The sequence below is a fragment of the Sulfitobacter geojensis genome, from assembly GCF_000622325.1.
GTDB classification, from domain to species: Bacteria; Pseudomonadota; Alphaproteobacteria; order Rhodobacterales; family Rhodobacteraceae; genus Sulfitobacter; species Sulfitobacter geojensis.
In genome coordinates, this window is sequence record NZ_JASE01000005.1 from 3,226,104 (window position 1) to 3,249,088 (window position 22,985).

26 protein-coding genes and 1 riboswitch are annotated in these 22,985 nt (G+C 59.1%); of the genes, 8 read left to right on the forward strand and 18 right to left on the reverse strand.

Going from position 1 to position 22,985, the window contains the following annotated elements:
• Nucleotides 1–13: 13 nt before the first annotated feature.
• From Z947_RS0117675 to Z947_RS0117690, 4 genes are all read right to left on the reverse strand, one after another.
• Complete coding sequence (locus tag Z947_RS0117675) at nt 14–511, reverse strand: rhodanese-like domain-containing protein (RefSeq protein ID WP_025045610.1); 498 nt, start codon at nt 509–511, stop codon at nt 14–16.
• Nucleotides 511–1,035 (reverse strand): YHS domain-containing (seleno)protein, encoded by a 525-nt coding sequence (locus tag Z947_RS0117680; protein ID WP_025045611.1) that lies wholly within the window; start codon nt 1,033–1,035, stop codon nt 511–513. Before Z947_RS0117680 ends, Z947_RS0117675 begins: the two co-directional genes overlap by 1 nt.
• A gap of 130 nt (nt 1,036–1,165) precedes the next feature.
• Nucleotides 1,166–1,948 carry an SseB family protein gene (locus Z947_RS0117685; RefSeq protein WP_025045612.1) on the reverse strand — a complete coding sequence of 261 codons (783 nt, stop codon included), beginning with the start codon at nt 1,946–1,948 and terminating at the stop codon, nt 1,166–1,168.
• On the reverse strand, nt 1,941–2,528 hold the full coding sequence (locus Z947_RS0117690; protein WP_025045613.1) for a uracil-DNA glycosylase family protein: 588 nt from the start codon (nt 2,526–2,528) through the stop codon (nt 1,941–1,943). Before Z947_RS0117690 ends, Z947_RS0117685 begins: the two co-directional genes overlap by 8 nt.
• Before the next feature lie 113 nt (nt 2,529–2,641).
• Between Z947_RS0117690 and Z947_RS0117695 the strand changes: the two genes are divergently transcribed.
• From Z947_RS0117695 to Z947_RS0117720, 6 genes are all read left to right on the forward strand, one after another.
• Nucleotides 2,642–2,986, forward strand: coding sequence for an ArsR/SmtB family transcription factor (locus Z947_RS0117695; RefSeq protein WP_025045614.1), 345 nt, complete (start codon nt 2,642–2,644; stop codon nt 2,984–2,986).
• Nucleotides 2,979–4,019, forward strand: coding sequence for a permease (locus Z947_RS0117700; protein ID WP_025045615.1), 1,041 nt, complete (start codon nt 2,979–2,981; stop codon nt 4,017–4,019). The genes Z947_RS0117695 and Z947_RS0117700 overlap by 8 nt, the downstream gene beginning before the upstream one ends.
• A gap of 190 nt (nt 4,020–4,209) precedes the next feature.
• Nucleotides 4,210–4,869, forward strand: a complete 660-nt coding sequence (locus Z947_RS0117705) for an ABC transporter ATP-binding protein (RefSeq protein WP_025045616.1) — start codon at nt 4,210–4,212, stop codon at nt 4,867–4,869.
• Nucleotides 4,847–6,538 (forward strand): KpsE/RkpR family capsule polysaccharide export protein, encoded by a 1,692-nt coding sequence (locus Z947_RS0117710; protein ID WP_025045617.1) that lies wholly within the window; start codon nt 4,847–4,849, stop codon nt 6,536–6,538. The genes Z947_RS0117705 and Z947_RS0117710 overlap by 23 nt, the downstream gene beginning before the upstream one ends.
• Nucleotides 6,535–7,368 (forward strand): 3-deoxy-8-phosphooctulonate synthase, encoded by an 834-nt coding sequence (gene kdsA / locus Z947_RS0117715; protein WP_025045618.1) that lies wholly within the window; start codon nt 6,535–6,537, stop codon nt 7,366–7,368. Before Z947_RS0117710 ends, kdsA begins: the two co-directional genes overlap by 4 nt.
• An 88-nt stretch (nt 7,369–7,456) precedes the next feature.
• Nucleotides 7,457–8,896, forward strand: coding sequence for a phosphomannomutase/phosphoglucomutase (locus Z947_RS0117720; protein ID WP_211100923.1), 1,440 nt, complete (start codon nt 7,457–7,459; stop codon nt 8,894–8,896).
• Between the two features lie 87 nt (nt 8,897–8,983).
• On the opposite strand, the gene Z947_RS0117725 is transcribed toward Z947_RS0117720, so the two are convergent.
• From Z947_RS0117725 to rpsA, 4 genes are all read right to left on the reverse strand, one after another.
• Nucleotides 8,984–9,631 (reverse strand): phosphoribosylanthranilate isomerase, encoded by a 648-nt coding sequence (locus tag Z947_RS0117725; protein WP_025045620.1) that lies wholly within the window; start codon nt 9,629–9,631, stop codon nt 8,984–8,986.
• A gap of 8 nt (nt 9,632–9,639) precedes the next feature.
• The gene (locus Z947_RS0117730; protein WP_025045621.1) at nt 9,640–9,990 is read right to left on the reverse strand and encodes a lipopolysaccharide assembly protein LapA domain-containing protein; all 351 of its coding nucleotides are present in this window, start codon (nt 9,988–9,990) and stop codon (nt 9,640–9,642) included.
• Complete coding sequence (gene ihfB, locus Z947_RS0117735) at nt 9,990–10,274, reverse strand: integration host factor subunit beta (RefSeq protein ID WP_025045622.1); 285 nt, start codon at nt 10,272–10,274, stop codon at nt 9,990–9,992. The genes Z947_RS0117730 and ihfB overlap by 1 nt, the downstream gene beginning before the upstream one ends.
• A gap of 278 nt (nt 10,275–10,552) precedes the next feature.
• On the reverse strand, nt 10,553–12,364 hold the full coding sequence (gene rpsA / locus Z947_RS0117740) for a 30S ribosomal protein S1 (RefSeq protein ID WP_327191956.1): 1,812 nt from the start codon (nt 12,362–12,364) through the stop codon (nt 10,553–10,555).
• 154 nt (nt 12,365–12,518) lie between these two features.
• Between rpsA and Z947_RS0117745 the strand changes: the two genes are divergently transcribed.
• Nucleotides 12,519–13,214: a ZIP family metal transporter gene (locus Z947_RS0117745; RefSeq protein ID WP_025045624.1), complete on the forward strand. Its 696-nt coding sequence runs from the start codon at nt 12,519–12,521 to the stop codon at nt 13,212–13,214.
• A gap of 4 nt (nt 13,215–13,218) precedes the next feature.
• Here Z947_RS0117745 and Z947_RS0117750 read toward each other — a convergent pair whose 3' ends face one another.
• From Z947_RS0117750 to trmB, 6 genes are all read right to left on the reverse strand, one after another.
• Entirely contained in the window at nt 13,219–13,599 is a 381-nt protein-coding gene (locus Z947_RS0117750) for a rhodanese-like domain-containing protein (RefSeq protein WP_025045625.1), read from the reverse strand.
• A 58-nt stretch (nt 13,600–13,657) separates the two neighbouring features.
• On the reverse strand, nt 13,658–14,203 hold the full coding sequence (locus tag Z947_RS0117755; RefSeq protein ID WP_037939011.1) for a hypothetical protein: 546 nt from the start codon (nt 14,201–14,203) through the stop codon (nt 13,658–13,660).
• A gap of 94 nt (nt 14,204–14,297) precedes the next feature.
• The gene (locus Z947_RS0117760; protein ID WP_025045627.1) at nt 14,298–14,921 is read right to left on the reverse strand and encodes a (d)CMP kinase; all 624 of its coding nucleotides are present in this window, start codon (nt 14,919–14,921) and stop codon (nt 14,298–14,300) included.
• Nucleotides 14,918–15,427 (reverse strand): hypothetical protein, encoded by a 510-nt coding sequence (locus tag Z947_RS0117765; protein ID WP_025045628.1) that lies wholly within the window; start codon nt 15,425–15,427, stop codon nt 14,918–14,920. Before Z947_RS0117765 ends, Z947_RS0117760 begins: the two co-directional genes overlap by 4 nt.
• Nucleotides 15,424–16,776: a 3-phosphoshikimate 1-carboxyvinyltransferase gene (aroA, locus tag Z947_RS0117770; protein ID WP_025045629.1), complete on the reverse strand. Its 1,353-nt coding sequence runs from the start codon at nt 16,774–16,776 to the stop codon at nt 15,424–15,426. The genes Z947_RS0117765 and aroA overlap by 4 nt, the downstream gene beginning before the upstream one ends.
• A 181-nt stretch (nt 16,777–16,957) precedes the next feature.
• Nucleotides 16,958–17,659 (reverse strand): tRNA (guanine(46)-N(7))-methyltransferase TrmB, encoded by a 702-nt coding sequence (gene trmB, locus Z947_RS0117775; RefSeq protein ID WP_025045630.1) that lies wholly within the window; start codon nt 17,657–17,659, stop codon nt 16,958–16,960.
• A gap of 203 nt (nt 17,660–17,862) precedes the next feature.
• On the opposite strand from trmB, the gene Z947_RS0117780 reads away from it, so the two are divergent.
• The gene (locus tag Z947_RS0117780; protein ID WP_025045631.1) at nt 17,863–18,639 is read left to right on the forward strand and encodes a response regulator; all 777 of its coding nucleotides are present in this window, start codon (nt 17,863–17,865) and stop codon (nt 18,637–18,639) included.
• 55 nt (nt 18,640–18,694) lie between these two features.
• On the opposite strand, the gene metK is transcribed toward Z947_RS0117780, so the two are convergent.
• The 4 genes from metK to ybeY all read right to left on the reverse strand — a co-directional run bounded on the left by metK (nt 18,695) and on the right by ybeY (nt 22,902).
• Nucleotides 18,695–19,876, reverse strand: coding sequence for a methionine adenosyltransferase (gene metK / locus Z947_RS0117785; RefSeq protein WP_025045632.1), 1,182 nt, complete (start codon nt 19,874–19,876; stop codon nt 18,695–18,697).
• A 3-nt stretch (nt 19,877–19,879) separates the two neighbouring features.
• Nucleotides 19,880–19,929: riboswitch (SAM-SAH riboswitch) on the reverse strand.
• Nucleotides 19,930–19,961: 32 nt separating this feature from the next.
• Nucleotides 19,962–21,467 (reverse strand): apolipoprotein N-acyltransferase, encoded by a 1,506-nt coding sequence (gene lnt / locus Z947_RS0117790; RefSeq protein WP_025045633.1) that lies wholly within the window; start codon nt 21,465–21,467, stop codon nt 19,962–19,964.
• Entirely contained in the window at nt 21,464–22,363 is a 900-nt protein-coding gene (locus tag Z947_RS0117795; RefSeq protein ID WP_025045634.1) for a hemolysin family protein, read from the reverse strand. Before Z947_RS0117795 ends, lnt begins: the two co-directional genes overlap by 4 nt.
• A gap of 35 nt (nt 22,364–22,398) precedes the next feature.
• On the reverse strand, nt 22,399–22,902 hold the full coding sequence (gene ybeY, locus Z947_RS0117800) for an rRNA maturation RNase YbeY (RefSeq protein WP_025045635.1): 504 nt from the start codon (nt 22,900–22,902) through the stop codon (nt 22,399–22,401).
• Nucleotides 22,903–22,985: the final 83 nt, after the last annotated feature.

The window sequence follows — 22,985 nt, forward strand, 5'->3', positions numbered from 1 at the left end:
GAAAGGGACCACCCTAATCCGGCTGCACCAGCGGTAATCCACGCTTGATCCACCCCGGCCCGGCACCGGAGCCTGACATGCCTTCAGGAACGTCCAGAACCTGTGTAAAACCAGCAGCATCAAGACGCGCGGACATTTTCGCGGACCGCACCCCGCGCGCACAGATCAGCGCAACAGGTACGTCCCTGCGCCCGCCCATCTGCCCCAACAGTACCTCGATGAAATCCGCCCGCCGCATGTCAATTGCAACCGCGCCCTGCCCGATACCGGTACGTGCCCATTCATCGGGCCTGCGGATGTCGACCAATAGGATTTCGCCGGCTTGGGTTGCCGCCAGCGCTTCGGGTGCCGTCAGATCGCGTTCCTGCACTGTCGCAGCAATATTGAACCACCGCGCGCCGGCCGCCAGCCCAACGGCACCAATTGCCGCGCCTGCGCCAAGCAAAAATCCCCGCCGCGCAAAACGCGACGGGGTGGGCCCGCTTGGCAAAGGGGCACCCGCGGCGGCCATTATTTGATTGGCGCTGCTGAGGTGTATTGCGGGATCACACTGTCTGAACCGGGGGCAGGTTCGATTGAAGGCCAGTTGTTTTCGGCCAGATCAAGGTTGCCCGGAATGTCCTCTTCCCAAAACCCCACTACGTTTTTCGTGATGTTCAGGTACAGCTTGTCATCCACGATGCGCCACAGGTTCGGATTGCCCGGTACCTTGCCACCTTTGGACACGCCATAGGCACAGTGGCCGTCATACTGGGGCGCATATTTCACCGGATCGGCCAGAAACGCGTCGCGGTTGGCTTCGGTCGAAAAGGCAAAGGTGGCGCCGTTATGTTCGGCAGTGATGTCGGCTTTTCCCGGAATTGCAGCAGGTTGCGATTGCCCGACAGGGTTCTGCGCAAGGCTGAAATAAGCAACCACGTCATGGCCCGACGCGGCATACCCTGTGCCATCAATATATTGCTCGCCTGCAAAGGCCTGTCCGGCCATGCCAAGTGCAGTTGCGGCGGCAGCGATGGTAAGTGTGAAACGGTTCATTGTCGGTCCTCCTGTCCGATGGTGTCTGTGACATCAAGCTAGGCAGGTGCTGCGCCCATTGCACCCCACGAGCCCGTGACCTCTCGGCCACGTGAGCGACCGGCACAGAAACGCGATCAAACCGCCCTGATTATTTCAAAATCGGCGGTTTCGAGGGATCAGACCCCGGTGGCATGCGCGGTGTATGTTGCAAACCTTCTCCTTGAGGCAGGTCAAAGCGCAGACCCACCTTGGCCAGTTTCGCCACGGTCGGATCATCAGGACCAAAGAAACCCACGTCCATTGCCCCCGCTTCGATCCCCGAAAACGTCAGCGCCTCGGAGGCGGCCCGCACCAGCGCGTCTTGCGCACGCGGGATCGCCCCGACGAAAGCCAACAAATGCCCACGCCCGCCGCCCTGATATTCGACCGCAACCAGAAACGCGCCGGCTGCCATACCCGTCGCTGTGGCCAGTTTGCCGTCAATCGCAGTGATCAACGCCTCTGGCAGACCTTTGGGCGGCAAAACGGTTTCAATCCGTGCCTCAACCTCGCCCGCCTGCTGCGACAGCGTATCGCGCAGCCACGCCATCGCTCCGGCAGGCAGCAGAATTTCGGACGGAGCCACGCCGATGTTCACCGCCAGCCCCAGATCCTGCCCGTCCAGCATGCCGGCAATCGCGCGGCCCGACAGCGCCACATAGGGTGCTGCATCCCCAACATAGGCGGCCAAACGCTCGGCGCGGTCGAACACAATAACATAGCCGTCGTCCAGCAACACCGGATTGATCTGATCCTCGTCCGGCTCCGCCTCCAGCAGCAGATACAGTTCGACATCGGCAATCCGTTCATAGAACCGCAACCGTGCGGCATCGTCCTGCTCTGCGGCTATCATCGCGGCATGGGCCACATCCAGCGGGGTCATCTCAGCCATTCAGCACCTCTTTTACAGCACCCTGTAGCCGCGGCAGGACATCCGCCGCAAACCACGGGTTTTTCTTGAGCCATCCGGTATTGCGCCACGAAGGGTGAGGCAAGCAAAACACGCCCGTCGGATGATCGCGCCAGCCCGCGACAGCCTCCGTCACCTTGGTAAAACCTTCCAGATGGTATTTCATCGCATAGCCACCGATCAGAACCGTTAAGCGCACGTCGGGCAGCATCGCCAAGGCATCCGCCCGCCAAGTGCGCGCACAAACCGGTGGTGGCGGTAAATCACTGCCCTTTGCATCATAGCCCGGAAAGCAAAAGCCCATCGGCAGGATCGCGACCTTGTTGCGGTCATAAAATGTGTCTTCATCCATGCCAAGCCACGCGCGCAGGCGCTGGCCCGACGCATCCCAGAAAGGGGTGTTTGCTTCATGAACGCGCAAACCGGGCGCTTGGGACGCAATCAGAATGCGCGCTTTTGGCGCAAACCAGACGATCGGATTGGGCCGATGCGCCGTTGCGGTGGCGGCAAACCTATCTGCACAAAGGGTGCAGGCCCTCAGATCATCGCGCATATCTTTCATGGGGACGTGATACCCGATGTCCGGGGCGTGCCAACCCCTCGACGTGGAAAAACATTTCGAAATCTGCCGAAATAAGCCTTGCGCCAGCGTTTTATTTCGATACTTCTAGAAACATGAAAACGGAATCGTCCCCCACACCGCCCCTTACCCTTGCGGCTGCCAGCTTTGCCGCGCTCGGGTCCGAACAACGTCTGTCCGTGCTGCGCTGTCTGGTGCGCGCGGGACCGGAGGGGTTAAGCATTGGTGAACTCGGCACGCGTACTGATGTAACCGGTTCCACGCTGACCCATCACCTTAAGCTGTTGAATGCCGCTGGCCTTGTGAAACAAAAGCGTCAGGGCCGCAGCACCATTTGTGCCGCTGTCGCCTATGCCGAGGTCGAAGCCCTCGCCCATTTCCTTTTAACCGAATGCTGCGCGGATGCCCCCGCCCCCTGCAAGGATCACGATCATGCCTGATACCACACATGCCCCAAGCGCGCCCGCTGGCACCCTGTTCAAACGCTGGAACCCCGGCGCATGGGGGATCATTGCGCTGCTCCTCGCACTGGTTGCGGTTTTCGCCCCTCAAACTCTGGGCGAAACGATCACCTTCACGCTCAAGGCACTTGGCGGTACGGCGCCCTTCATCGCCTTCGCCGTGCTCGCGGTCGCCTACCTCAAGGCATCGGGCGCGGAAAGCTTGCTGGCCCGCGCGTTCGAGGGCAACCCCGCGCGAATGGTCGTGATGGCAGCCCTTTTGGGCGGGATATCACCCTTTTGCTCATGCGAAGTCATCCCGTTTATCGCCGCACTTCTCGCTGTCGGGGCCCCTTTGGGCGCGGTTATGGCGTTCTGGCTGGCCTCTCCCCTGATGGACCCCGCGATGTTCGCCATCACCTCCGGCACGCTTGGGTTTGATTTTGCACTGGCCAAAACCGTGGCGGCGGTCAGCCTTGGCATGTTCGGCGGATTTGGTGTGATGCTGATGGCGAATACCGCGATATTCGCCAATCCGTTGCGCGAAGCGCCTGCGACAAGCAGCTGTTGTTCTTCGTCAAAACCGTTTTCCGGTGCGCCGGTCTGGCAATTCTGGAACCACAGCGACCGGCGTGCAACCTTTGCCGATACCGCCCGCAGCAACGCCTTGTTCCTTACCAAATGGTTGACGCTCGCTTATCTGATCGAAGCTTTGATGCTGCGCTATGTGCCTGCAGATATGATTGCCGGTTTCCTTGGCGGCAGCGGCTTCATGCCGATCCTGCTGGGCGCATTGGTGGGGGCACCCGCTTACCTGAACGGCTATGCCGCCGTGCCGTTGATTGACGCCTTGCTCGCCCAAGGCATGAGCAACGGTGCTGCCATGTCATTCGTGATCGCGGGCGGGGTCAGCTGTATTCCTGCCGCAATCGCCGTCTGGGCATTGGTGAAACCCCGCGTTTTTGCCGCCTATCTCGGGTTTGCATTGACCGGTGCCCTTGCGGCCGGTCTGGTCTGGCAGGCCATCGCCTGAGGGCAAGGGGAGGAAATGGTTAACAACTTTTCCTCCCTTGTGCCCGTTGGAATGCTGCGCCAATACATCGTGACTTGGACATTTGTTTCCATCTAGGACATAATGTCGCCTAAGTCGCGGTGTAGGCCGCTGAACGACCCTTTGGTACAAGAGGGCGAGGCGCATCACACAGGCAGCAACCGGAGCAGGCATGCTGGAATTCGAAAATGTTTCAAAGTCCTATTGGACAGGCACCCAGCACAAGGTGATCCTGGACAAGGTCTCGTTCAAGGTTGAACTGGGCCGGTCTTTGGGCATTCTCGCGCCCAATGGCACCGGCAAAACAACGCTGATCAATATGATGGCAGGCTTGGAAAAACCTGACGAGGGCGAAATCCGGCGCAGCTGCAACATCTCCTTTCCGCTCGGGTTTATGGGCGGTGTTGTGGGCAAGGTTTCCGCCATGGAAAACGCCCGTTATATCGCGCGGCTCTACGGGCTTGATCCCGATTATGTCGAAAGCTTTTGCCGCTGGTTGTGCAACCTTGGTGAATATTTTGACCAGCCGCTGGGCACCTATTCCGCCGGTATGCGGGCGCGGTTTTCGTTTGCCTTGATGCTGGCGCTTGATTTCGACATGTACCTGATTGACGAGGGCATGCCCTCCACCACCGATGTGGAGTTCAACCGCAAGGCCGGGGAAATCCTGCAAGAGCGGCTGCGCACCACAACGATCATCATCGTCGCGCACCAGCCCGAGACGTTACAAAAATTCGCGCGCTCTGCCGCTGTCCTGCTGGATGGCCAGTTGCGCATGTTCGATACCTTGGAAGAAGCGAAACAGCTGTATGACTACGAAACCCAAGGCTAGAAAATTCCGCATTAAGCGGAACACGCCCCCCTCGGATGCTGTGGCCCAGGACACGCCGGTTGCGGCCCCCAAAGCCGTGTCGCAGCCCAACCAACCGCCTGCGACCCCGCCAAAAGCAGCCCCTGCGGCACCGATGCCGCCGAAAGCCGCGGCACCCGTGGCGGACGCACCAGCGCCGCCGCGCGACGGGGCTGTTTCCTCGGCCGCAGAAGTGGCTGGAGAAACCGATATCGATGCCATCCGCCGCGAGGGGCTGACAGGGCGCCAGTTGCGCATGGCGCGACGCGTTGCACAGAAACACGATCTGGCCCCGATCTCCGATTTCGATGCCGTACGCCTGCTGCGGACCAAGGGCATCGACCCGTTTCAACGGTCGAACATGCTTGAGCTTGTGGTGCCCGAAGGTGACGGCGCGGACGGGCCCCAACAGTTGGGCCGGATCGAAACGGCCCGAAACCAGCTGCCCCAGACAGTGCCCGCAGGCGGCAACACCCTGCCCGCCGTTGACGGCAGTCCCGCAGAACGGCGCGCGCGGGAGATTTCCCAGATCCAGCGCGACATCTCGAACCGCAGGCGGCGCAAGCTGGGCCTGCTGCTGGTGCGTCTGGCGTTTTTCGTCATGCTGCCGACCTTCGCCGCCGGATACTACTTTTACAACGTGGCGACCCCGATGTACGCCACCAACAGCCAGTTTCTGATCATCCAAAGCGAAGGCGGCGGCGGGGCCAGCCCCTTCGGGAACATCTTGCCCACGCAGTTTGCCAACTCCGCCGACAGCATCGCAACGCAGGCCTATCTGCAATCAAAAGACGCGATGCTGCGTCTGGATCAGGATGTGGGCTTTACCGACCATTTCTCCGATCCAAACATAGATCCGATCCAGCGGCTGGAGGCAGGAGCGACCAATGAACAGGCGTATAAGATCTATAAAAAGAACGTCAAAATCGGATATGATCCCACCGAAGGTGTGATCCGTATGGAGGTCATTGCCGGTGATCCCAATATATCCGCCTCCTTTTCCGAAAGCCTGATCGATTATGCCGAAGAGCGTGTGAACAACCTGTCCAAGCAAAAGCGTGAAGACGGCATGAAAGATGCCTTGGAGGGGTTTGCAACGGCGCAGCAAAAACGCCGCGATGCGCAAGAAGCCCTGATCCGCATGCAGGTCGAAAACGGCGTGGATCCGCAGGCAGAGATCGTCGCGATCCGCACGCAGATTACCACCTACGAGGGTCTGTTGATCGAAAAAGAACTGGAGCTGTCTGCCCTGCTCGACAATGCCCGCCCCAACCGCGCCAAAGTAGACGGCGCGCGCGGCGATGTGCGCCGACTGGAGGAACAGCTTGAGAAACTGAAAGACAAAATGAGTTCCTCGACCACCGGTGACAATTCGCTTGCCGAACAATCCGTGCGCATGCAGCTTGCCCAGACCGATCTGGCCGCTGCGGATATGGTGCTTCAGTCCGCACAAACCGCGATGGATCAGGCCCGCTCAGAAGCCAGCCGTCAGGTCCGCTATCTGACGGTCGCCGTTGAACCTGTCGCGCCGGAAGAACCCACCTATCCGCGCAAATTCGAAAACACGATCTTGGCATTTCTGATCTTTGCAGGCATCTATCTTATGTTGTCGCTTACAGCATCGATCCTCAGAGAACAGGTAACCTCATGACCCAAGTCACAATTGGTGATGTCATCATTGGCAACGATTGCCCGCTTACGGTTATTGCCGGCCCCTGCCAGCTGGAAAGCGAAACCCACGCCCAGATGATCGCAGGCCAGATGAAAGAAGCCTGTGCCGCCGTCGGCGCGCAATATGTTTTTAAGGCCAGCTATGACAAGGCCAACCGCACGTCGCTGGCCGGCATTCGTGGTCTGGGCATCGACGAGGGTCTCAAGGTTCTGCAATCCGTCGCGCGCGCCAATGATGTGCCCGTGCTGACCGATGTTCACACCGAAGCACAATGCGCCATCGCCGCCGAAGTCGTTGATGTCCTGCAGATTCCCGCATTCCTGTGTCGCCAGACCGATATGCTGCTGGCCGCAGGCAACACAGGCAAAGTCGTGAATGTGAAAAAGGGCCAATGGCTCGCCCCATGGGAAATGGGCAACATCGTCGACAAGATCAAATCAACAGGCAACGAACGCATCCTGCTGACCGAACGCGGCACCTCCTTTGGCTATAATACGCTTGTTGCCGACATGCGTTCCCTGCCCCAAATGGCGCAAACCGGTTATCCGGTTGTCATGGACGCGACCCATTCTGTCGCCCAACCCGGCGGCCTTGGCGGATCCTCTGGCGGCCAGCGTGAATTTGCCCCTGTGATGGCGCGCGCTGCTGTCGCCATCGGTGTCGCGGCTGTCTTCCTCGAAACCCACGAAGACCCCGACAATGCGCCCAGCGACGGCCCCAATTCCATTTACCTTGACCAGATGCCAAACCTCATCGCGACGCTGATGCAGTTTGACGCTTTGGCCAAAAAACATCCCCTTACATTCTAAAGCCCCATTTTCTAGAAGAAGGCATCCCGACGTGAGCAAACCCGCCCCTACCGTTTCCCAGAATACGTGGGAATTCCTGCGTGACGCGATGATCACGCCCACCGGTTTTCGCGAATATGATGCCCGTTGGAAATATCCTGACGACATCAACCTCCCCGGCATCACCGCCCTTGGCCTTGGCCTTGGCACGCAAATGCACCGCCGTGGCATCGAACCGGTGATTGCTGTCGGCAACGATTATCGCGACTATTCCCTGTCGATCAAAAACGCGCTGATGCTGGGCCTGATGCAGGCCGGAATTCACGTCAAAGATATCGGCCCCGCCGTGTCCCCAATGGCCTATTTCGCGCAGTTCCACCTGAACGCGCCTGCTGTCGCGATGGTTACAGCGTCGCATAACCCCAACGGCTGGACCGGCGTGAAAATGGGTTTTGAACGCCCCCTCACCCATGGCCCGGACGAAATGGCCGAACTGCGCGACATCGTGCTGAATGGCGAAGGCATGCCGCGCGACGGTGGCAAATACGAATTCGTCGATGGCGTGCGCGAAGCCTATCTTGACGATCTTGTGGGTGATTTCAAAATGACCCGCAAACTCAAAGTGGTCTGCGCCACCGGCAACGGTACGGCCTCCGCTTTCGGGCCGGAACTGTTTAAACGCATCGGCGTCGAAGTGGTCGATAGCCACAACACGCTTGATTACACCTTCCCTCACTACAACCCTAATCCCGAAGCCATGGAAATGCTGCATGACATGAGCGCCTCTGTGAAAGCTTCGGGGGCTGATCTGGCCCTTGGCTTTGACGGTGACGGCGACCGCTGCGGCGTGGTGGATGATGAAGGCGAAGAAATTTTTGCCGATAAGGTCGGCGTGATCATGGCCCGTGATCTGGCCAAGATCTATCCTAACGCGACCTTCGTGGCCGATGTGAAATCCACCGGCCTGTTTGCCTCCGACCCCGAGTTGATCAAACACGGTGTGACGGCGGATTATTGGAAAACCGGTCACTCACACATGAAGCGGCGGGTCAAAGAAATCGGTGCTCTGGCCGGTTTCGAAAAATCCGGTCACTATTTCCTCGCCGAACCTATCGGGCGCGGCTACGATTGCGGCATGCGGGTGGCTGTGGAAATCTGCAAACTGATGGACCGCAACCCAGATATGTCCATGTCAGACCTGCGCAAAGCCCTGCCGCAAACATGGGCCACGCCCACCATGTCGCCCTATGCGTCGGACGAGGACAAATATGACATCCTCGACCGCATCGTCGCTAAATTGGTCGCCAAACATGAAGCCGGCGAACAGATCGCGGGCCGCGCGATCAAAGAGGTCGTCACAGTCAACGGCGCACGCGTGATCCTTGAAAACGGGGCATGGGGCCTCGTGCGGGCGTCGTCCAACACGCCGAACCTTGTGGTCGTTTGCGAAAGCCCCGACTCCGACGCTGAAATGCGCGCCATTTTTAAAGATGTCGACGCAGTCATCCGCACCGAAGAAGGCGTCGGCGATTACGACCAGACCATCTAAACCGGCCTCTTCTCTTTTTGGCCCTAAATCCTGCGGGGTTTGGGGCAGCGCCCCAATTGAATCTTATCGAATGCAGGCTTTGCCTGCTCAATCGGCCAGGGCTGCGTCACAAAACGCCTGTATCAAACCGGCATCCTTTACACCGGGTGCCGATTCTACCGCTGATGACAGATCGACCTGACGGGCCCCTGTCACGCGAATGGCTTCGGCTACCGTGCCGGCATTCAACCCGCCTGCCAGCATCCACGGCACGTTCCAGCGCCGGCCGGCAATCAAGGTCCAGTCGAACGCCAGTCCGTTCCCGCCAGGCAGTTTCGCATCTTTCGGCGGCTTGGTATCCACCAGCAGCTGGTCCGCCACCGTCGCATAGCTGTCCAACACAAGCAGGTCATCTGCCGTAGCGACGCCCACGGCCTTCATCACCGGCAACCCGTAGCGCTGTTTGACCTCGGCCACCCGTTCGGGCGTCTCGCTCCCGTGCAGCTGGATCATATCAAGGGGCACGGTTGCCGTCAGCGCGTCCAGTTCGGGGTTCGTCGGGTTCACAACCAGACCGACCTTGCAGATTCCCTCGGCCGTGCCCAACGCCAGGTCCCGCGCCTGTTCCAGCGTCGTAAACCGCGGTGATTTCGGAAAAAAGTTCAGCCCGATATAGCGGGCCCCGGCCTTGACCGACGCGTCAATATCCTGCGCCCGCGTAACGCCGCAAATCTTTACATTGATGTTCGAAGGCATGGCGCGGCTCAGCTGGCCTCGTCCAACAGCGCGAGGACTTCATCCTTGCCCTGATGCTTTTCGCCCTTCAGCCGCGCAATTTCGCGCTCCAGCTTGCGGGTTTCGCGCGCCAACCGCGCCTTTTCGGCCCGTTCGCCGTATTCGCGGATCCATTCCCAGACAAAGCCGACCAAAAGGCCAGCAACGATGCTGCCAAGGATCACCAGAAACAGCGGCAGTTGCACCGAAGGGTTCACCGCAAACCAGCCGGCAACTTCTTGTGGCAGGACCTGCAAGGTCACAACACCGCGGTTCGCCAAGGCGACCGAAATAAGGGCGACAGCAAAAACCGCGATGCATAGGTAACGCACGTAACGCATTAGGAATTCCCGTTCAGGCGGTCGCGAAGCAGTTTACCGGTTTTGAAAAACGGCACGTGTTTCTCTTCGACATGAACCGTTTCGCCGGTGCGCGGGTTACGCCCCACGCGCGCGTCACGTTTTTTTACCGAAAACGCGCCAAATCCGCGTAGCTCTACACGGTTGCCGCCGGACATGGCCGTCGTGATCTCGTCAAAGATGGTATTCACAATCCGTTCGACATCGCGTTGATAAAGATGTGGATTATCGTCCGCAATCTTCTGGATCAGTTCTGACCGGATCATTTTCGCATCCCCCCACGAGACATTTGTTGTTGGCAGATCGTACCTGACTATAGGAAGAAACCTTTCACACGGGAAGCCGGTGCACCACCGTAGACAGCACTTTTTCGAGGGGAACATGCTGTTTTTGGACGTTATTTTACGCCCTGCACGAAGGGGTGGCGCAAAGTAGCGTCAGATGACTGCCAAATCCGCGCCCCGCACAAAGGCGATTCGCCACGAAAAAGGCCCCCCGCATTACGCGAAGGGCCTTTCCTGTTCATACCTTACGGCAGAGTAGCTTATTCGTCGCCCTTCAGAGCTGCACCAAGGATATCACCCAAGGATGCGCCGGAGTCAGAGGAGCCATACTGCTCAACCGCTTCCTTCTCTTCTGCGATCTCACGCGCCTTGATGGAGACGCCAAGACGGTGTGCTTTTGCATCCACGTTTGTGATGCGCACGTCGACTTTGTCACCAACGGAGAAACGCTCTGGGCGCTGCTCTGCACGGTCACGGGACAGATCGGAGCGGCGGATAAAGGCTTTCATGCCTTCGTATTCCACTTCGATGCCGCCATCTTCGATGGAGGTCACGTTTACAGTCACAACAGAGCCGCGCTTCACGCCGCCCACTGCTTCTGCGAACTTGTCACCGCCGACACCTTTGATCGAGAGGCTGATGCGCTCTTTCTCAACGTCAACTTCGGAGACAACGGCCTGAACCGTGTCGCCCTTGCGGTAATCCTGAATGGCTTCTTCGCCACGCTGGTCCCATGACAGGTCGGACAGGTGCACCATGCCGTCGATGTCGCCGTCGAGGCCAACAAACAGACCGAATTCGGTGATGTTCTTGACTTCGCCTTCGACTTCCGTGCCCTCGGGGTGTGTTTCTGCAAACACTTCCCATGGGTTGCGCATTGTCTGCTTGAGGCCAAGGGAAACGCGGCGCTTGGCACCGTCGATTTCCAGAACCATGACTTCGACTTCCTGAGACGTAGACACGATCTTGCCGGGGTGTACGTTCTTCTTTGTCCAGGACATTTCGGAAACGTGAACCAGTCCTTCAACGCCCGGCTCCAGCTCAACAAAGGCACCGTAGTCGGTGATGTTGGTGACGCGGCCAGTGTGTGAGGATTCCAGCGGGTATTTCGCCGCAACCAGATCCCATGGATCTTCTTGCAACTGCTTCATGCCGAGAGAGATACGGTGTGTCTCTTTGTTGATCTTGATGACCTGCACCTTGATCGTTTCGCCAATGGCGAGGATCTCGGACGGGTGGTTCACACGACGCCATGCCATGTCTGTGACGTGCAACAGGCCGTCAACACCGCCCAGATCAACAAACGCACCGTATTCGGTGATGTTCTTGACCACACCGTCAACTTCCTGACCTTCGGTCAGGTTGCCGATAACTTCGGCACGCTGTTCGGCACGTGATTCTTCAAGGATTGCACGACGCGATACAACGATGTTGCCACGACGACGGTCCATTTTCAGAACCTGGAACGGCTGCTTGAGACCCATCAGCGGGCCGGCATCGCGCACGGGGCGCACATCGACCTGAGAGCCGGGCAGGAACGCAACAGCGCCGCCAAGATCTACAGTGAAACCACCTTTGACACGGCCAAAGATCGCACCTTCGACGCGCTCTTCTGCAGCGTAGGCTTTTTCCAGACGGTCCCATGCTTCCTCGCGACGGGCCATCTCGCGTGAGATAACCGCTTCACCGCGGGAGTTTTCGACCTGACGAAGGAATACTTCGACTTCGTCGCCAACAGCAATTTTCGGGGATTCGCCGGGATCAGCAAATTCTTTAAGCTCGACACGGCCTTCCATTTTGTAGCCGACGTCGATGATGGCCTGGCCCGCTTCGATTGCGATCACCTTGCCTTTAACAACGGAACCCTCTTCGGGGGTGTCCATCTCGAAGCTCTCGTTCAAAAGGGCTTCAAATTCGTCCATAGCATTTGACATGTAGTTATACGTTTCCTTTAGGTTTTGTTTCTGGCCGTGCGGTTGTCTCCGCCGGTCTTGGATGTGAATTGGTCGTTCGTTACGGCACCTAGACGCAAAAGAAAGAGGGCCGGAAGACTCCGACCCTGCCTGAATGATGCGCCCGTGGCTTGTTTCCGCCCCTTAGACAGACGCGCGTATAGGGCAGTTTTGCCAGTGCTGCAAGGGGCTGGGCCACCTTCCCCGCTGAAAGGCGGGCACTTGCCGCTCGCCCCTCTTGGCAGGACCGCGGAAAACTGGTCAATCTGGCGTCATGTTGATTGTTGCAGTGATCTGCGCCACCTCGGGCGCTTTGATTCTCGGGGCCGCTTGGGGGCTTTGGGGCCGGTTTCCGGCCAAGCTTGAAGGGTTCCTTGTCGCGATGGCAGGCGGGGCCTTGATCATTTCCGTTGTCAGCGAACTCCTTGAGCCGGCAAGTGAAAAGGCGGCGCTGTGGCTGGTGCTGGCCGCGTTCGGCTGCGGGTCGGTTGTGTTCACCGCCGTGGACACATGGATCGACAATCGGGTGGGCGAAGACAGCGGTGCGGGCCTGCTGGCCGCGATCGTGCTCGACGGTATACCCGAAAACGTCGCCTTGGGGGTGGTTCTGATCACCGTCGAACCCATGGCCGTTCTCGCCCTGGCCGGGTCGATATTCCTGTCCAACCTGCCCGAAGCGGCCGGTGGCGCGCGCGAAATGGCCAATAACGGCTGGTCGCGGGGCAAGATTTTGGGTGTCTGGGCGCTGACCGCCGCAGTGCTGAGCGCTGCGGCGATCCTCGGCTATTTGTTGTTGTCGCCTGTGGCAGAGATACCGCTGGCGATCATACAGGCCTTCGCCGCGGGCGCGGTTGTTTCCTCGCTCGCGACTGAAGTGTTTCCCAAAGCCTACAAGCAGGATCAGGAATTAACCGGTATTGCGGTGGCAATAGGTGTCATCCTCGCCTTTGCCCTCCACCAGATCGGCTAGCCTCTCAGCCCGCTTCGACCGGCCCGCCCGCTTCTTTCCAGCCCGGAAAGCCGCCGATATTGGTGACGTTGGTATATCCCATATCCATCAGGGTCTTGCCGCTTAGCGCCGCCTGACCGCCCGCGCCACAGATCAGATACAACTCTGCATGCTGTTCAAAAATCGGGTTGTGAAAGTCCTTCATTGCGGGGTCGGCGCGAAATTCGATCATGCCGCGCGGAATCCGGTGCGCCCCTTTGATGGTGCCGGTTTTGGCGATGTCAGCACTGTCGCGCACGTCAATGAACGCGCCCGTTCCGTTGTTATACTTCTCGATCGCCTCTGCGGCGTTCAATGTCGGCACAACGGCGTTTGCGGCATCAAGATAGTCTTTTGCAGTCATCATGGTCTGTATTTCCTCTTATTGCTATTCCATGATGTAGGCCTGACCGACGGCCCTGCAATCACAGGGCCTCCCCTTTCTTGCGCAACTCTTCAAACAGGTCCTGATAGATCGTGCCGGAATCTCCCCCGCCAAAGATCGCAGCGCCCCCGGTGTAGGCGGTACCATATGTCTTGGCGACGGTGATGGTCTGAACCAGCCCCGACAGGAACTGATCCTTTTCCAGCGGTGACAGCGGGTGAATAAACACCCCCCACAACCGCCCGTGCGCCACCGCGTATCGCGCATCCAGTGCGGCATCAAAATTCGCCTGCATCAGGCGCAGCAGATCCGCCTCGCCCAAACCCTCGACGCTGGCAATCGGCACCATCGCCCGCATCCTGTCGGCCCGTTGGTCGGCAATCACGATGACCGGAATATCGTCCAGCGTGAATTCCAGCGCCGGTCCGCGGGCGATCACATCAGGATCCAGCGCCTGAACAATCTGCGCCAGCCGCTGCAACGTCATCGCCGGTTCACCAGACGGGGCCGGCCCGGGGGCGGCAGTCTGGGCAGCAGCAATGCCGGCCCACCCCAAGATAACAAATGTCAGGATCAATTTCTTCACGGCAGCATCCTTTCGGCTGGAAACACCCCAAGCCTAGCCTGCCATCCGTTCACGCGCCAAGCACCCTTTGGTGATCAGCGCAGGCGCACGGGTACTACTTGCCCATCACAGCCTTGATCACGGCAATCGTCTGGGCCACCGCTTCTTCGATACTCAACGACGAGGTATCAATCTCGACCGCATCCGCCGCAGGGCGCAAGGGCGCGTCAGCACGGCCCATATCGCGTTCATCGCGGGTCTGCACATCGGCCAGCACGTCCTCGAAACTGGTATCGATCCCCTTGCCCGACAGCTCCTCGAACCGGCGGCGCGCGCGCACAACCGCATCGGCAATCACGAACAGCTTCACCTGCGCGCCGGGGCAAATTACCGTGCCGATATCGCGACCGTCCAACACCGCGCCCCCTGCACGCGCCGCAAAACTACGCTGGAAATCAACCAGTGCCGCGCGGACGTCTGGCAAAGCGGCCACTTTGCTGGCTTCTTGCGCGACATCAGGCGTGCGCAAGGCGTCGCCGTCCAGATCATCAGGGACAAGTGCACGCGCCGCGTCCAAGGCATCCACCCCCAGCAAAACCTTGGCCCCGACCGCGCGGTACAATAACCCTGTGTCCAGATGCGCAAACCCGAAATGTGCCGCCACCGCTTTGGAAATCGTACCTTTACCCGATGCTGCCGGCCCGTCGATGGCGACGGTGAACCCTTGTGTCGTGCTCATGATGACGCCCCGTTTCTAGGCGACAACCGCCACGCCCAAACAGCCAGCAACATTGCCAGCGCCAGACAAATCCATTTGGCCACGGTATAGGCACTTGCCTGTAAAATAGCCCCTGCCGACACCTGCGGCCCGAACTGCAACATATGCGCAATCGCCGCATTTTCCGCCAGGTCAAGCCCCAGATAAAAACACGGCGTCAGCGCCACCAACCCGCGCACCGCAACCGGCATGCCCCATGCCTGGGTCCAGATCACGCCCGCCAAAGTAAACGATAAAAGCAGCGGAAAAGCCGTATCTACCCAACGAAAAACGCCCAGATACAAATCCGTGCGACCCGCCTGCGCCAGTTCGGCAAGGTATTCCCGCGCGCCCTCGACGGAATAGCCGCCGAAATGTGCATCAAAGACAGCAAAGCCGCCTTGCTCCAGCCACCCCTTGCCAAGAACCACGAGAAACACAAACAAAACTGCCGACAGCCCGCCCGTGATTTTCAGGATCCGGCTCATGCGTCCGTTCTCTCCACTTGCGCACCGAGTTGCTGCATCAAGGGCTCGAAAATCGGAAACGACGTGGCAATTGGCCCGCCGTCATCCACGCGCACCGGTTTTTGCGCTGCCATTCCAAGGATCAGGAACGACATCGCGATCCGGTGATCCAAATGGCTCGCACAGATCGCCCCACCGGGGACCTCACCATGCCCGCGCCCTGTGACGATCCACCAATCAGGCCCCTCGTCAACCTCGATCCCGTTGGCACGCAATCCGACAGCCATTGCATCAATCCGGTCACTTTCTTTAACCCGCAGCTCTTTCACGCCGCGCATCACCGTCTGACCCTGCGCATAAGACGCCACAACCGAGAGCACCGGATATTCATCAATCATCGACGCGGCCCGTTCGGGGGGCACTTCAATGCCCTTCAGGTCTGGCGAAAACCGCGCCCGCAGGTCCGCCACCGGCTCACCGCCCTCGACCCGTTCATTTTCATATGTCAAATCAGCGCCCATTTCGCGCAGCGTGGTAAACAACCCCGCCCGCGTCGGGTTCAACCCGATACCGGGGACCAGCACATCCGACCCCGGTACGATCAGCGCCGCACAAACCGGAAACGCCGCTGAACTTGGATCACGCGGCACTTCAATATGCTGCGCCTGCAACTCGGGCTGACCGGTCAGGGTAATCACCCGTCCCTCGTCGGTCTGCTCCGTTGTAATCTCTGCCCCGAACCCTGCCAACATCCGCTCGGTGTGGTCGCGCGTCGCCTCGGCCTCTATCACCACGGTCTTTCCAGGTGCGTTCAACCCCGCCAACAATACGGCCGATTTTACCTGCGCCGACGGCACCGGCACGACATAACGCACAGGCAACGCTTCCGTGGCCCCCACCAACGTCATCGGCAATCGCCCGCCGCTGCGGCCAACCGAACGGCACCCGAAGGCCGACAAAGGATCCGTGACCCGCGCCATCGGCCGCCCGTTCAAACTGGCATCTCCGGTGAATGTTGCCACAATCGGTGATGTCGCCATCGCTCCCATGATCAACCGCACACCGGTGCCGGAGTTGCCGCAATCAATCACACCGTCCGGCTCGGCAAAGCCGCCAACACCGACACCTTCAACCGACCATGATCCACCACCATGATCCGTCACCTCCGCGCCGAACGCCCGCATCGCCTTGGCGGTATCCAGAACGTCCTGCCCCTCCAGCAATCCTTCGATCGTGGTCTTGCCAATACACATGGCCCCAAGGATCAGCGAGCGATGCGAAATCGACTTGTCCCCCGGCACCTCGGCGGTTCCCGAAAGCGGCCCACAAGCGCTCGACATCATTGGAATTGGATCACCATGGCCCGACATAAACCCGTCCTTCACTATTTTTAAAAACTTCTAGCCCAGCAAAAGACATGCGTCCATGCCAAGGCACACCACATGTCGTCTCTTTTTGGCCCTATATCCTGCGGAGCGCGAGGCAGAGCCTCGTACAAATTTTCCTAGGAAAATTAATAAAATCGAATGCGGGCTTGCCCGCACCTTTCGCTCACTGCCTGCGAAACGTCAGATAATGCGGCACACGGCCTTCGCGCAGCGCCTTTTGCTCGTAGCGCGTCGAAATCCAGTCATCCCAAGGCCTGCGCCAATCTGCGGGTCCCTCGGCAAGCCATTCAAACCCGAACTTCGGCACCTCTTCCAAGGTTTGGCGCACGTAATCTTCAATATCTGTCGCGACACGAAAAATACTGCCGGGCTTGAGCGCCCGCGCCAACGGCACCAAATGCTCCTCGGTCACAAACCGGCGCCGGTGGTGGCGGGATTTTGGCCATGGGTCAGGATACAGCAGGAAAGCGCGATCGATTGAGGCTTCGGGCAAGACGTCAAACATGTCCCGCACATCATTGGGATAGACCGAAACATTTTCGACCGCCGCCTTGCGGATCTTGCCCAACAGCATCGCCACACCATTGATATAGGGTTCGCACCCGATGATGCCGACGTCAGGGTTTGTTGCTGCCTGATGCACCATGTGCTCGCCGCCGCCAAAACCGATCTCAAGCCAGACAGGTTTGCCGTCAAATAGCGCCCCCAGATCCAGAAGGTCGCGCGCGGGGTTGTCCTCCCAGGACACCGGACCGGGCGAAAGCCCATCCAGGTCCTCGGCCAGATGTCTGCGCTGTGCGGGTTTCAGGGTCTTGCCCTTAAGGCGACCATAGAAATTGCGGTGGGGGCGTGTGGGTTGCGTCATGGCGGGGGCTTTAGCCTGCGACGCGCCCCGCTGCAATGGTCTGCTTTTGCGCAGGCGCATTTCGCGATCCGCTTAAAGGCACAGCAGAGAAAGGTAAAATCGCGACAATCATCCGTATTATCAGGTGTATTGGCTCAAAGTCTTAATTCGCGGTTAAGCCTGCACTCTTAAACATATCAGAGCTTTGCCCAAAGGATCTGCTGATGCCCGCGTTTCAAACCAGCCCGGTTTCTCCCTTTAAACCTGTCGGTACCCGCACCAGCCTTGAGGTGCTGATCCTTGATGACGAACGTTTTGACAGGCATCGACTGGCACGGCTTTGTTCGGGGCTCGAATTTACCTGCACCGTAAGCAATGCCACCTCCTTGACCGAATTCCGCAACCTGCTGGATCAAACGACCTTCGGGCTGATCCTGCTGGATTACTCCTTGCCCGATGGTACCGGACTTGATGCGCTCGATATGATGCACCTTTGTGCCCGCAATATGAACACGCCCGCGCTCATGGTGTCGGGGCTGGCAGAAAGCGGTATTGTTGACCGTGCAGAAGCCGCCGGATGTTGCGGGTTTCTGGAAAAAGATGCCCTGTCGTCAGACGCCTTTGCCCGTGCGGTCAGGGAGGCGCTGGTCATGACGGCCCCTCTGTCCCCTGCAAGCGCCAAGCATTTCGATGCCGAAGAAGTCGCGCAGTTGCTGGCGCGGGCAGTCGCGCACAGCGCACAGGACATCAAACCAATGGTCAGCAGGCTGATGCGGCACATGCGGAACCTAAGGGCACAACACGTCTTGAACGACTGCCCCGCGACCGATGCCGCTGAACAGAATTGCCTCAGCCTCTGGTCTTTCCTGATCGAAATGGAGCGGCAGGACGGTGCCACTTTGCTGGCCCATTTCACGGATGCAGCCGGCACCACCAAGGAAGCGCAAAGTGAACCGAAGTCCAACAGACCCCCGTCGCCCTTCAGTTCCGGCCCCCATTAATGCAAAAACGGGGCGCAAAACGCCCCGCCTTGACCAATAGAAACGGCCCGTTGGCTTAAACTTCGGCTTTCAACTTGTCCGCCAAATCCAGTTTTTCCCACGAAAAACCACCATCTTCGTCCGGTGCACGCCCGAAGTGCCCATAGGCCGCCGTGCGCTGATAGATCGGTTTGTTCAGTTGCAGATGCTCGCGAATACCGCGCGGCGTCAGGCTCATCACCTTGCGGATCGCGCGCTCCACTTCTGCGTCATCGACTTCGCCGGTGCCGAAAGTATCGCAATAGATGGACAGCGGTTCGGACACGCCAATGGCATAGCTCAGCTGGATGGTACATTTGGTCGCCATTCCCGCTGCAACCACGTTCTTTGCTAGATAACGTGCAGCATAGGCGGCCGAACGGTCCACCTTGGTCGGGTCCTTGCCGGAAAATGCACCGCCACCATGCGGGGCCGCGCCGCCGTAGGTATCCACGATGATCTTGCGCCCGGTCAGGCCCGCATCGCCGTCCGGCCCGCCAATGACGAATACGCCAGTGGGGTTCACATGCCACTGGGTATCCTTGTCGATCCAGCCTTCGGGCAGCACTTCGCGAATGTAGGGCTCTACGATCTCGCGAATGTCCGCGCTGGTCTGGGTCTCGAATTCATGCTGCGTCGACAGAACGATGGAGGACACGCCTACGGGCTTGCCGCCCTCATAGCGCACGGAAAGCTGGCTTTTTGCGTCGGGGCGCAATGTCGGCTCTGTGCCGTCCTTGCGCACTTCGGCCAGCCGGCGCAGGATCGCGTGGGCATAGTGGATCGGTGCCGGCATCAGATGTTCGGTTTCATCCGTGGCAAAGCCGAACATGATGCCCTGATCGCCAGCGCCTTCGTCCTTGTTACCAGAGGCATCGACGCCTTGGGCAATATGGGCGGATTGTTCGTGCAACAGGTTGGTGATTTCCACGGTCTCGTGGTGGAACTTATCCTGTGCGTAACCGATGTCCTTGATGCAGGCGCGGGCGATGTCCTCGATCTGGCCCATGTAGTGGGTCAGCTTTGCCTGATCGCTCAGCCCGACTTCGCCGCCGATCACCACACGGTTGGTGGTTGCAAATGTCTCCGCGGCGACCCGTGCTTCGGGTTCCTCGCTGAGAAATGCATCAAGCACGGCGTCGGAAATACGGTCACAAACCTTGTCGGGGTGACCTTCCGAGACGGACTCGGACGTGAATATATAGTTCTGTCGGGACATATCTGCTCCAGTAAAAAATGAAATGCCACGTCAGGAAGCCGTTGTGACATTAGTTGCGCTGGCTTAACGACCCCCTTCATAGGCGTCAATTCTTAAGCCCGTCCTCACGGTTTCGTGCGCCGATTGCCGCCGCGACGAGTCCCAGAAGCAACACAACTGCAAAAGGCAGATCACCCGTGCGGCTGTATAGCGTCGGCTTTCGCGGCAATGGCAGGTTCGCATCGATAAACCCCGCCTCGTTCAGCGGTAGCGCGGCCAGCACGCGACCATAGGGATCAATCATCGCGGAAATGCCCGTATTGGCGGCGCGCGCCAGCGGCAGCCCCTGTTCGATCGCCCGCATCCGCGCCTGTGCCAGATGCTGGCGCGGACCGGCGGCTTTGCCGAACCACGCGTCATTGGTGATCTGGATCAGGAAATCGGGTCGTTCGGGTGCCGCATTAACGTCGTGCGCAAACACCGCCTCATAGCAGATCAACGGCAAAGCACGGCCCAAATCGCCAAATTCCAGCAACTGCGGGCCGAGGCCGGATGCATAGCCGCCAAGCGCGCGCTGTGCGAGACCGAAGACACCGACGCGGGCGAATAAATCCGCGAAAGGCATATATTCCCCGAACGGCACAAGATGATGCTTGTCATAGGTCTGTGCCACGCTACCCGCGCTATCCAGCACCACCATCGAATTGAAATACTGGTCGGGATTGCGGCGTTGCACCCCCAGCGCGACATCGGCCGTGTCGCCCGCTTGCGCAATTTGATCCAGTGCCGGAGCAGCCCGATCAAGCACCCAAGGTATTGCCGTTTCCGACCACAAAACCAGATCGGGGCGCGCACGCCCATCCGTTGGCGATGCCGACGTATATTTTAACTGGCGATCGAAAAAGACCGGGATTTGCGCCGGATCCCATTTGTCGCGCTGTGCGGCATTGGGTTGGATCAAGCGGATGATGCCATCGCCCGATACGGCGTCAGGGGCCATCACCGGAAGGACCACGCCGCCCAGACCCAGTAAAATCGCACCATAGCGCAGGGTGCGCCCCACCCAGGTTTGGACCGTCTGGCTCAGGGGGACTGCGACGGCGATCATCACAAGATTCAGCGCATATGGCCCAATCCACGACAAGGCCTGCCCGCCGCTGCTATCCACCAGAGACTGGGAAAACATCGCCCAAGGAAAACCCGTAAAGATATAGGCGCGGACAAGTTCCACAGCGGGGAAGGTCAACACCAGCCCCCATGCGCTGTGCCCGCTTAAGCGCCGCGCCAGCCAGAACGCCAGCCCCCAGAACAACGCCAGCCCCGCCGCCAGAAACAACAGCGCAAACGGGGCCATCCAGCCGTGGCGCGCCACATCCACCATAAAAGGCGAGACGATCCATTGCAGGGCATGGGCGAAATATCCGGTCCCGAAGGCCCAGCCGAAGACCGCCGCCTGACGGGGGCTTTCTGCTTGGGAAAAGAAATAGAGCGCACCGACCAGCGCGGCCATCAGGATCAGCGGTTGGTCATAAGGGGCCTGCCCGAATGCCGCGATGGCCCCGAGTGCCGCGGCCAAACACATCATTTGCCACACCGCCAAGCGGAGTGTCACCGGACCGCCCCGTTCGTGCGCACCCGCAAACGTTTGATGCGGCGCGGATCAGCATCGATGACTTCGAATTCAAAGCCATCGGGATGCACCACAACTTCGCCCCGTGTCGGCACCCGCCCTGACAGCATAAAGACCAAGCCGCCCAATGTGTCGATTTCTTCCTCATCAACATCATCGTGATCGGTCAAGGAATGGCCGATCTCGGCCTCGAAATCTTCCAACGGGGTCTTGGCCAGCGCCAGATAGGTGCCGGGTTTCTCGACGCTCCAGAAAGTGGCTTCGTCGATGTCATGTTCGTCTTCGATTTCACCGATGACCTGTTCGATCAGATCTTCGATGGTGACCAACCCGTCAACACCCCCATATTCGTCGATCACCAACGCCATGTGCCGGCGTTCTGCCTGCATTTTTGTCAGCAACACGCCGATCCCCATCGACGGGGGTACAAACAGCAGCGGACGTAGCAAAGCGGCCAGATCGAAGTCCTTGGGCTTGCCGTTAAAGCCATATTGCAGAGCCAGATCCTTGAGGTGGGCCATGCCAACAGGGGTGTCCAATGTGCCGTCAAATACCGGCAGTCGGGTCAACCCGCTGTCTTTGAACACCGCCACCAGTTCTTCCATGGTGATGGTGACCGGCACTGCGGTGATATCGGCCTTGGGAATAGACACGTCATCGACCCGCATCCGCCGCAGGTTCATCATGCCGCGCGCAGAGACCCGATCGACGGGCAGCGGGGTCATTTCCGAACTGGGATCGCCTTCAGACGGGCTGAGTGCGCCAATGACGCGAGAGAAAAAGCCGCCCGTTTTCGAGGCTGCATCGTCTGGTGAAGCAGTGTTTTCATCCGGTAGCGCGCTCTGCGCCGCGTCAGATGGTCCGTCAGTGTCGCCCATTGGGTCCTGTCATGCAAATTCACGGCCGAAACCGTCTACGATTCCCTATATGGGTCATCCAGACCCATTTTACCAAGTATTTCGACTTCGAGCCCTTCCATCAAGGCAGCATCTTGCTCGTTTTCGTGATCATAACCCAGCAAATGCAGGGTGCCATGAACAACCAGATGGGTCACGTGATGGGCGATATTCTTGCCGGCAGTGCGGGCCTCTGCGGCGCAGGTGTCATAGCTGATGGCGATATCACCCAGTTCGATCATCCCGCCCGGATCGGGTTCGGGGGGACTTGGCAGACCGCCAGCGCGCGTCGCGGCCCGCTCTTCGCTGGGCCAGCTAAGCACATTGGTAGGCGTGACTTTTGCGCGAAATTCCGCGTTTAGGGTTGCAATGCGGGCGTCGTCACAGGCGAGAATGCTGACTTCTGCGTCAAGGGGCAGGCCGAGATGGGTGAGGGTTGCGCCGATAGCTGTCTCGCAAAGCGCCTCGATATCAAGGGCGGCCCAGCGGGGGTCTTCGATGTCGATGTCCATGTTCTGCATTTAACGTCTTCTTTTGGGGCTCTGCCCCGTCAGCAAAGCTGACTCCCCGCAGGATATAAGGCCAAAAAGAGCAAGAAAGAGTG

What these genes read in the sequence shown, in the direction of transcription:
- Z947_RS0117675 (WP_025045610.1), bottom strand. Translation starts at nt 511, where the DNA reads ATGGCCGCCGCGGGTGCCCCTTTGCCAAGCGGGCCCACCCCGTCGCGT.
- Z947_RS0117680 (WP_025045611.1), bottom strand. Translation starts at nt 1,035, where the DNA reads ATGAACCGTTTCACACTTACCATCGCTGCCGCCGCAACTGCACTTGGC.
- Z947_RS0117685 (WP_025045612.1), bottom strand. Translation starts at nt 1,948, where the DNA reads ATGGCTGAGATGACCCCGCTGGATGTGGCCCATGCCGCGATGATAGCC.
- Z947_RS0117690 (WP_025045613.1), bottom strand. Translation starts at nt 2,528, where the DNA reads ATGAAAGATATGCGCGATGATCTGAGGGCCTGCACCCTTTGTGCAGAT.
- Z947_RS0117695 (WP_025045614.1), top strand. Translation starts at nt 2,642, where the DNA reads ATGAAAACGGAATCGTCCCCCACACCGCCCCTTACCCTTGCGGCTGCC.
- Z947_RS0117700 (WP_025045615.1), top strand. Translation starts at nt 2,979, where the DNA reads ATGCCTGATACCACACATGCCCCAAGCGCGCCCGCTGGCACCCTGTTC.
- Z947_RS0117705 (WP_025045616.1), top strand. Translation starts at nt 4,210, where the DNA reads ATGCTGGAATTCGAAAATGTTTCAAAGTCCTATTGGACAGGCACCCAG.
- Z947_RS0117710 (WP_025045617.1), top strand. Translation starts at nt 4,847, where the DNA reads ATGACTACGAAACCCAAGGCTAGAAAATTCCGCATTAAGCGGAACACG.
- kdsA (WP_025045618.1), top strand. Translation starts at nt 6,535, where the DNA reads ATGACCCAAGTCACAATTGGTGATGTCATCATTGGCAACGATTGCCCG.
- Z947_RS0117720 (WP_211100923.1), top strand. Translation starts at nt 7,457, where the DNA reads ATGATCACGCCCACCGGTTTTCGCGAATATGATGCCCGTTGGAAATAT.
- Z947_RS0117725 (WP_025045620.1), bottom strand. Translation starts at nt 9,631, where the DNA reads ATGCCTTCGAACATCAATGTAAAGATTTGCGGCGTTACGCGGGCGCAG.
- Z947_RS0117730 (WP_025045621.1), bottom strand. Translation starts at nt 9,990, where the DNA reads ATGCGTTACGTGCGTTACCTATGCATCGCGGTTTTTGCTGTCGCCCTT.
- ihfB (WP_025045622.1), bottom strand. Translation starts at nt 10,274, where the DNA reads ATGATCCGGTCAGAACTGATCCAGAAGATTGCGGACGATAATCCACAT.
- Z947_RS0117745 (WP_025045624.1), top strand. Translation starts at nt 12,519, where the DNA reads ATGTTGATTGTTGCAGTGATCTGCGCCACCTCGGGCGCTTTGATTCTC.
- Z947_RS0117750 (WP_025045625.1), bottom strand. Translation starts at nt 13,599, where the DNA reads ATGATGACTGCAAAAGACTATCTTGATGCCGCAAACGCCGTTGTGCCG.
- Z947_RS0117760 (WP_025045627.1), bottom strand. Translation starts at nt 14,921, where the DNA reads ATGAGCACGACACAAGGGTTCACCGTCGCCATCGACGGGCCGGCAGCA.
- Z947_RS0117765 (WP_025045628.1), bottom strand. Translation starts at nt 15,427, where the DNA reads ATGAGCCGGATCCTGAAAATCACGGGCGGGCTGTCGGCAGTTTTGTTT.
- aroA (WP_025045629.1), bottom strand. Translation starts at nt 16,776, where the DNA reads ATGTCGGGCCATGGTGATCCAATTCCAATGATGTCGAGCGCTTGTGGG.
- trmB (WP_025045630.1), bottom strand. Translation starts at nt 17,659, where the DNA reads ATGACGCAACCCACACGCCCCCACCGCAATTTCTATGGTCGCCTTAAG.
- Z947_RS0117780 (WP_025045631.1), top strand. Translation starts at nt 17,863, where the DNA reads ATGCCCGCGTTTCAAACCAGCCCGGTTTCTCCCTTTAAACCTGTCGGT.
- metK (WP_025045632.1), bottom strand. Translation starts at nt 19,876, where the DNA reads ATGTCCCGACAGAACTATATATTCACGTCCGAGTCCGTCTCGGAAGGT.
- Z947_RS0117795 (WP_025045634.1), bottom strand. Translation starts at nt 22,363, where the DNA reads ATGGGCGACACTGACGGACCATCTGACGCGGCGCAGAGCGCGCTACCG.
- ybeY (WP_025045635.1), bottom strand. Translation starts at nt 22,902, where the DNA reads ATGCAGAACATGGACATCGACATCGAAGACCCCCGCTGGGCCGCCCTT.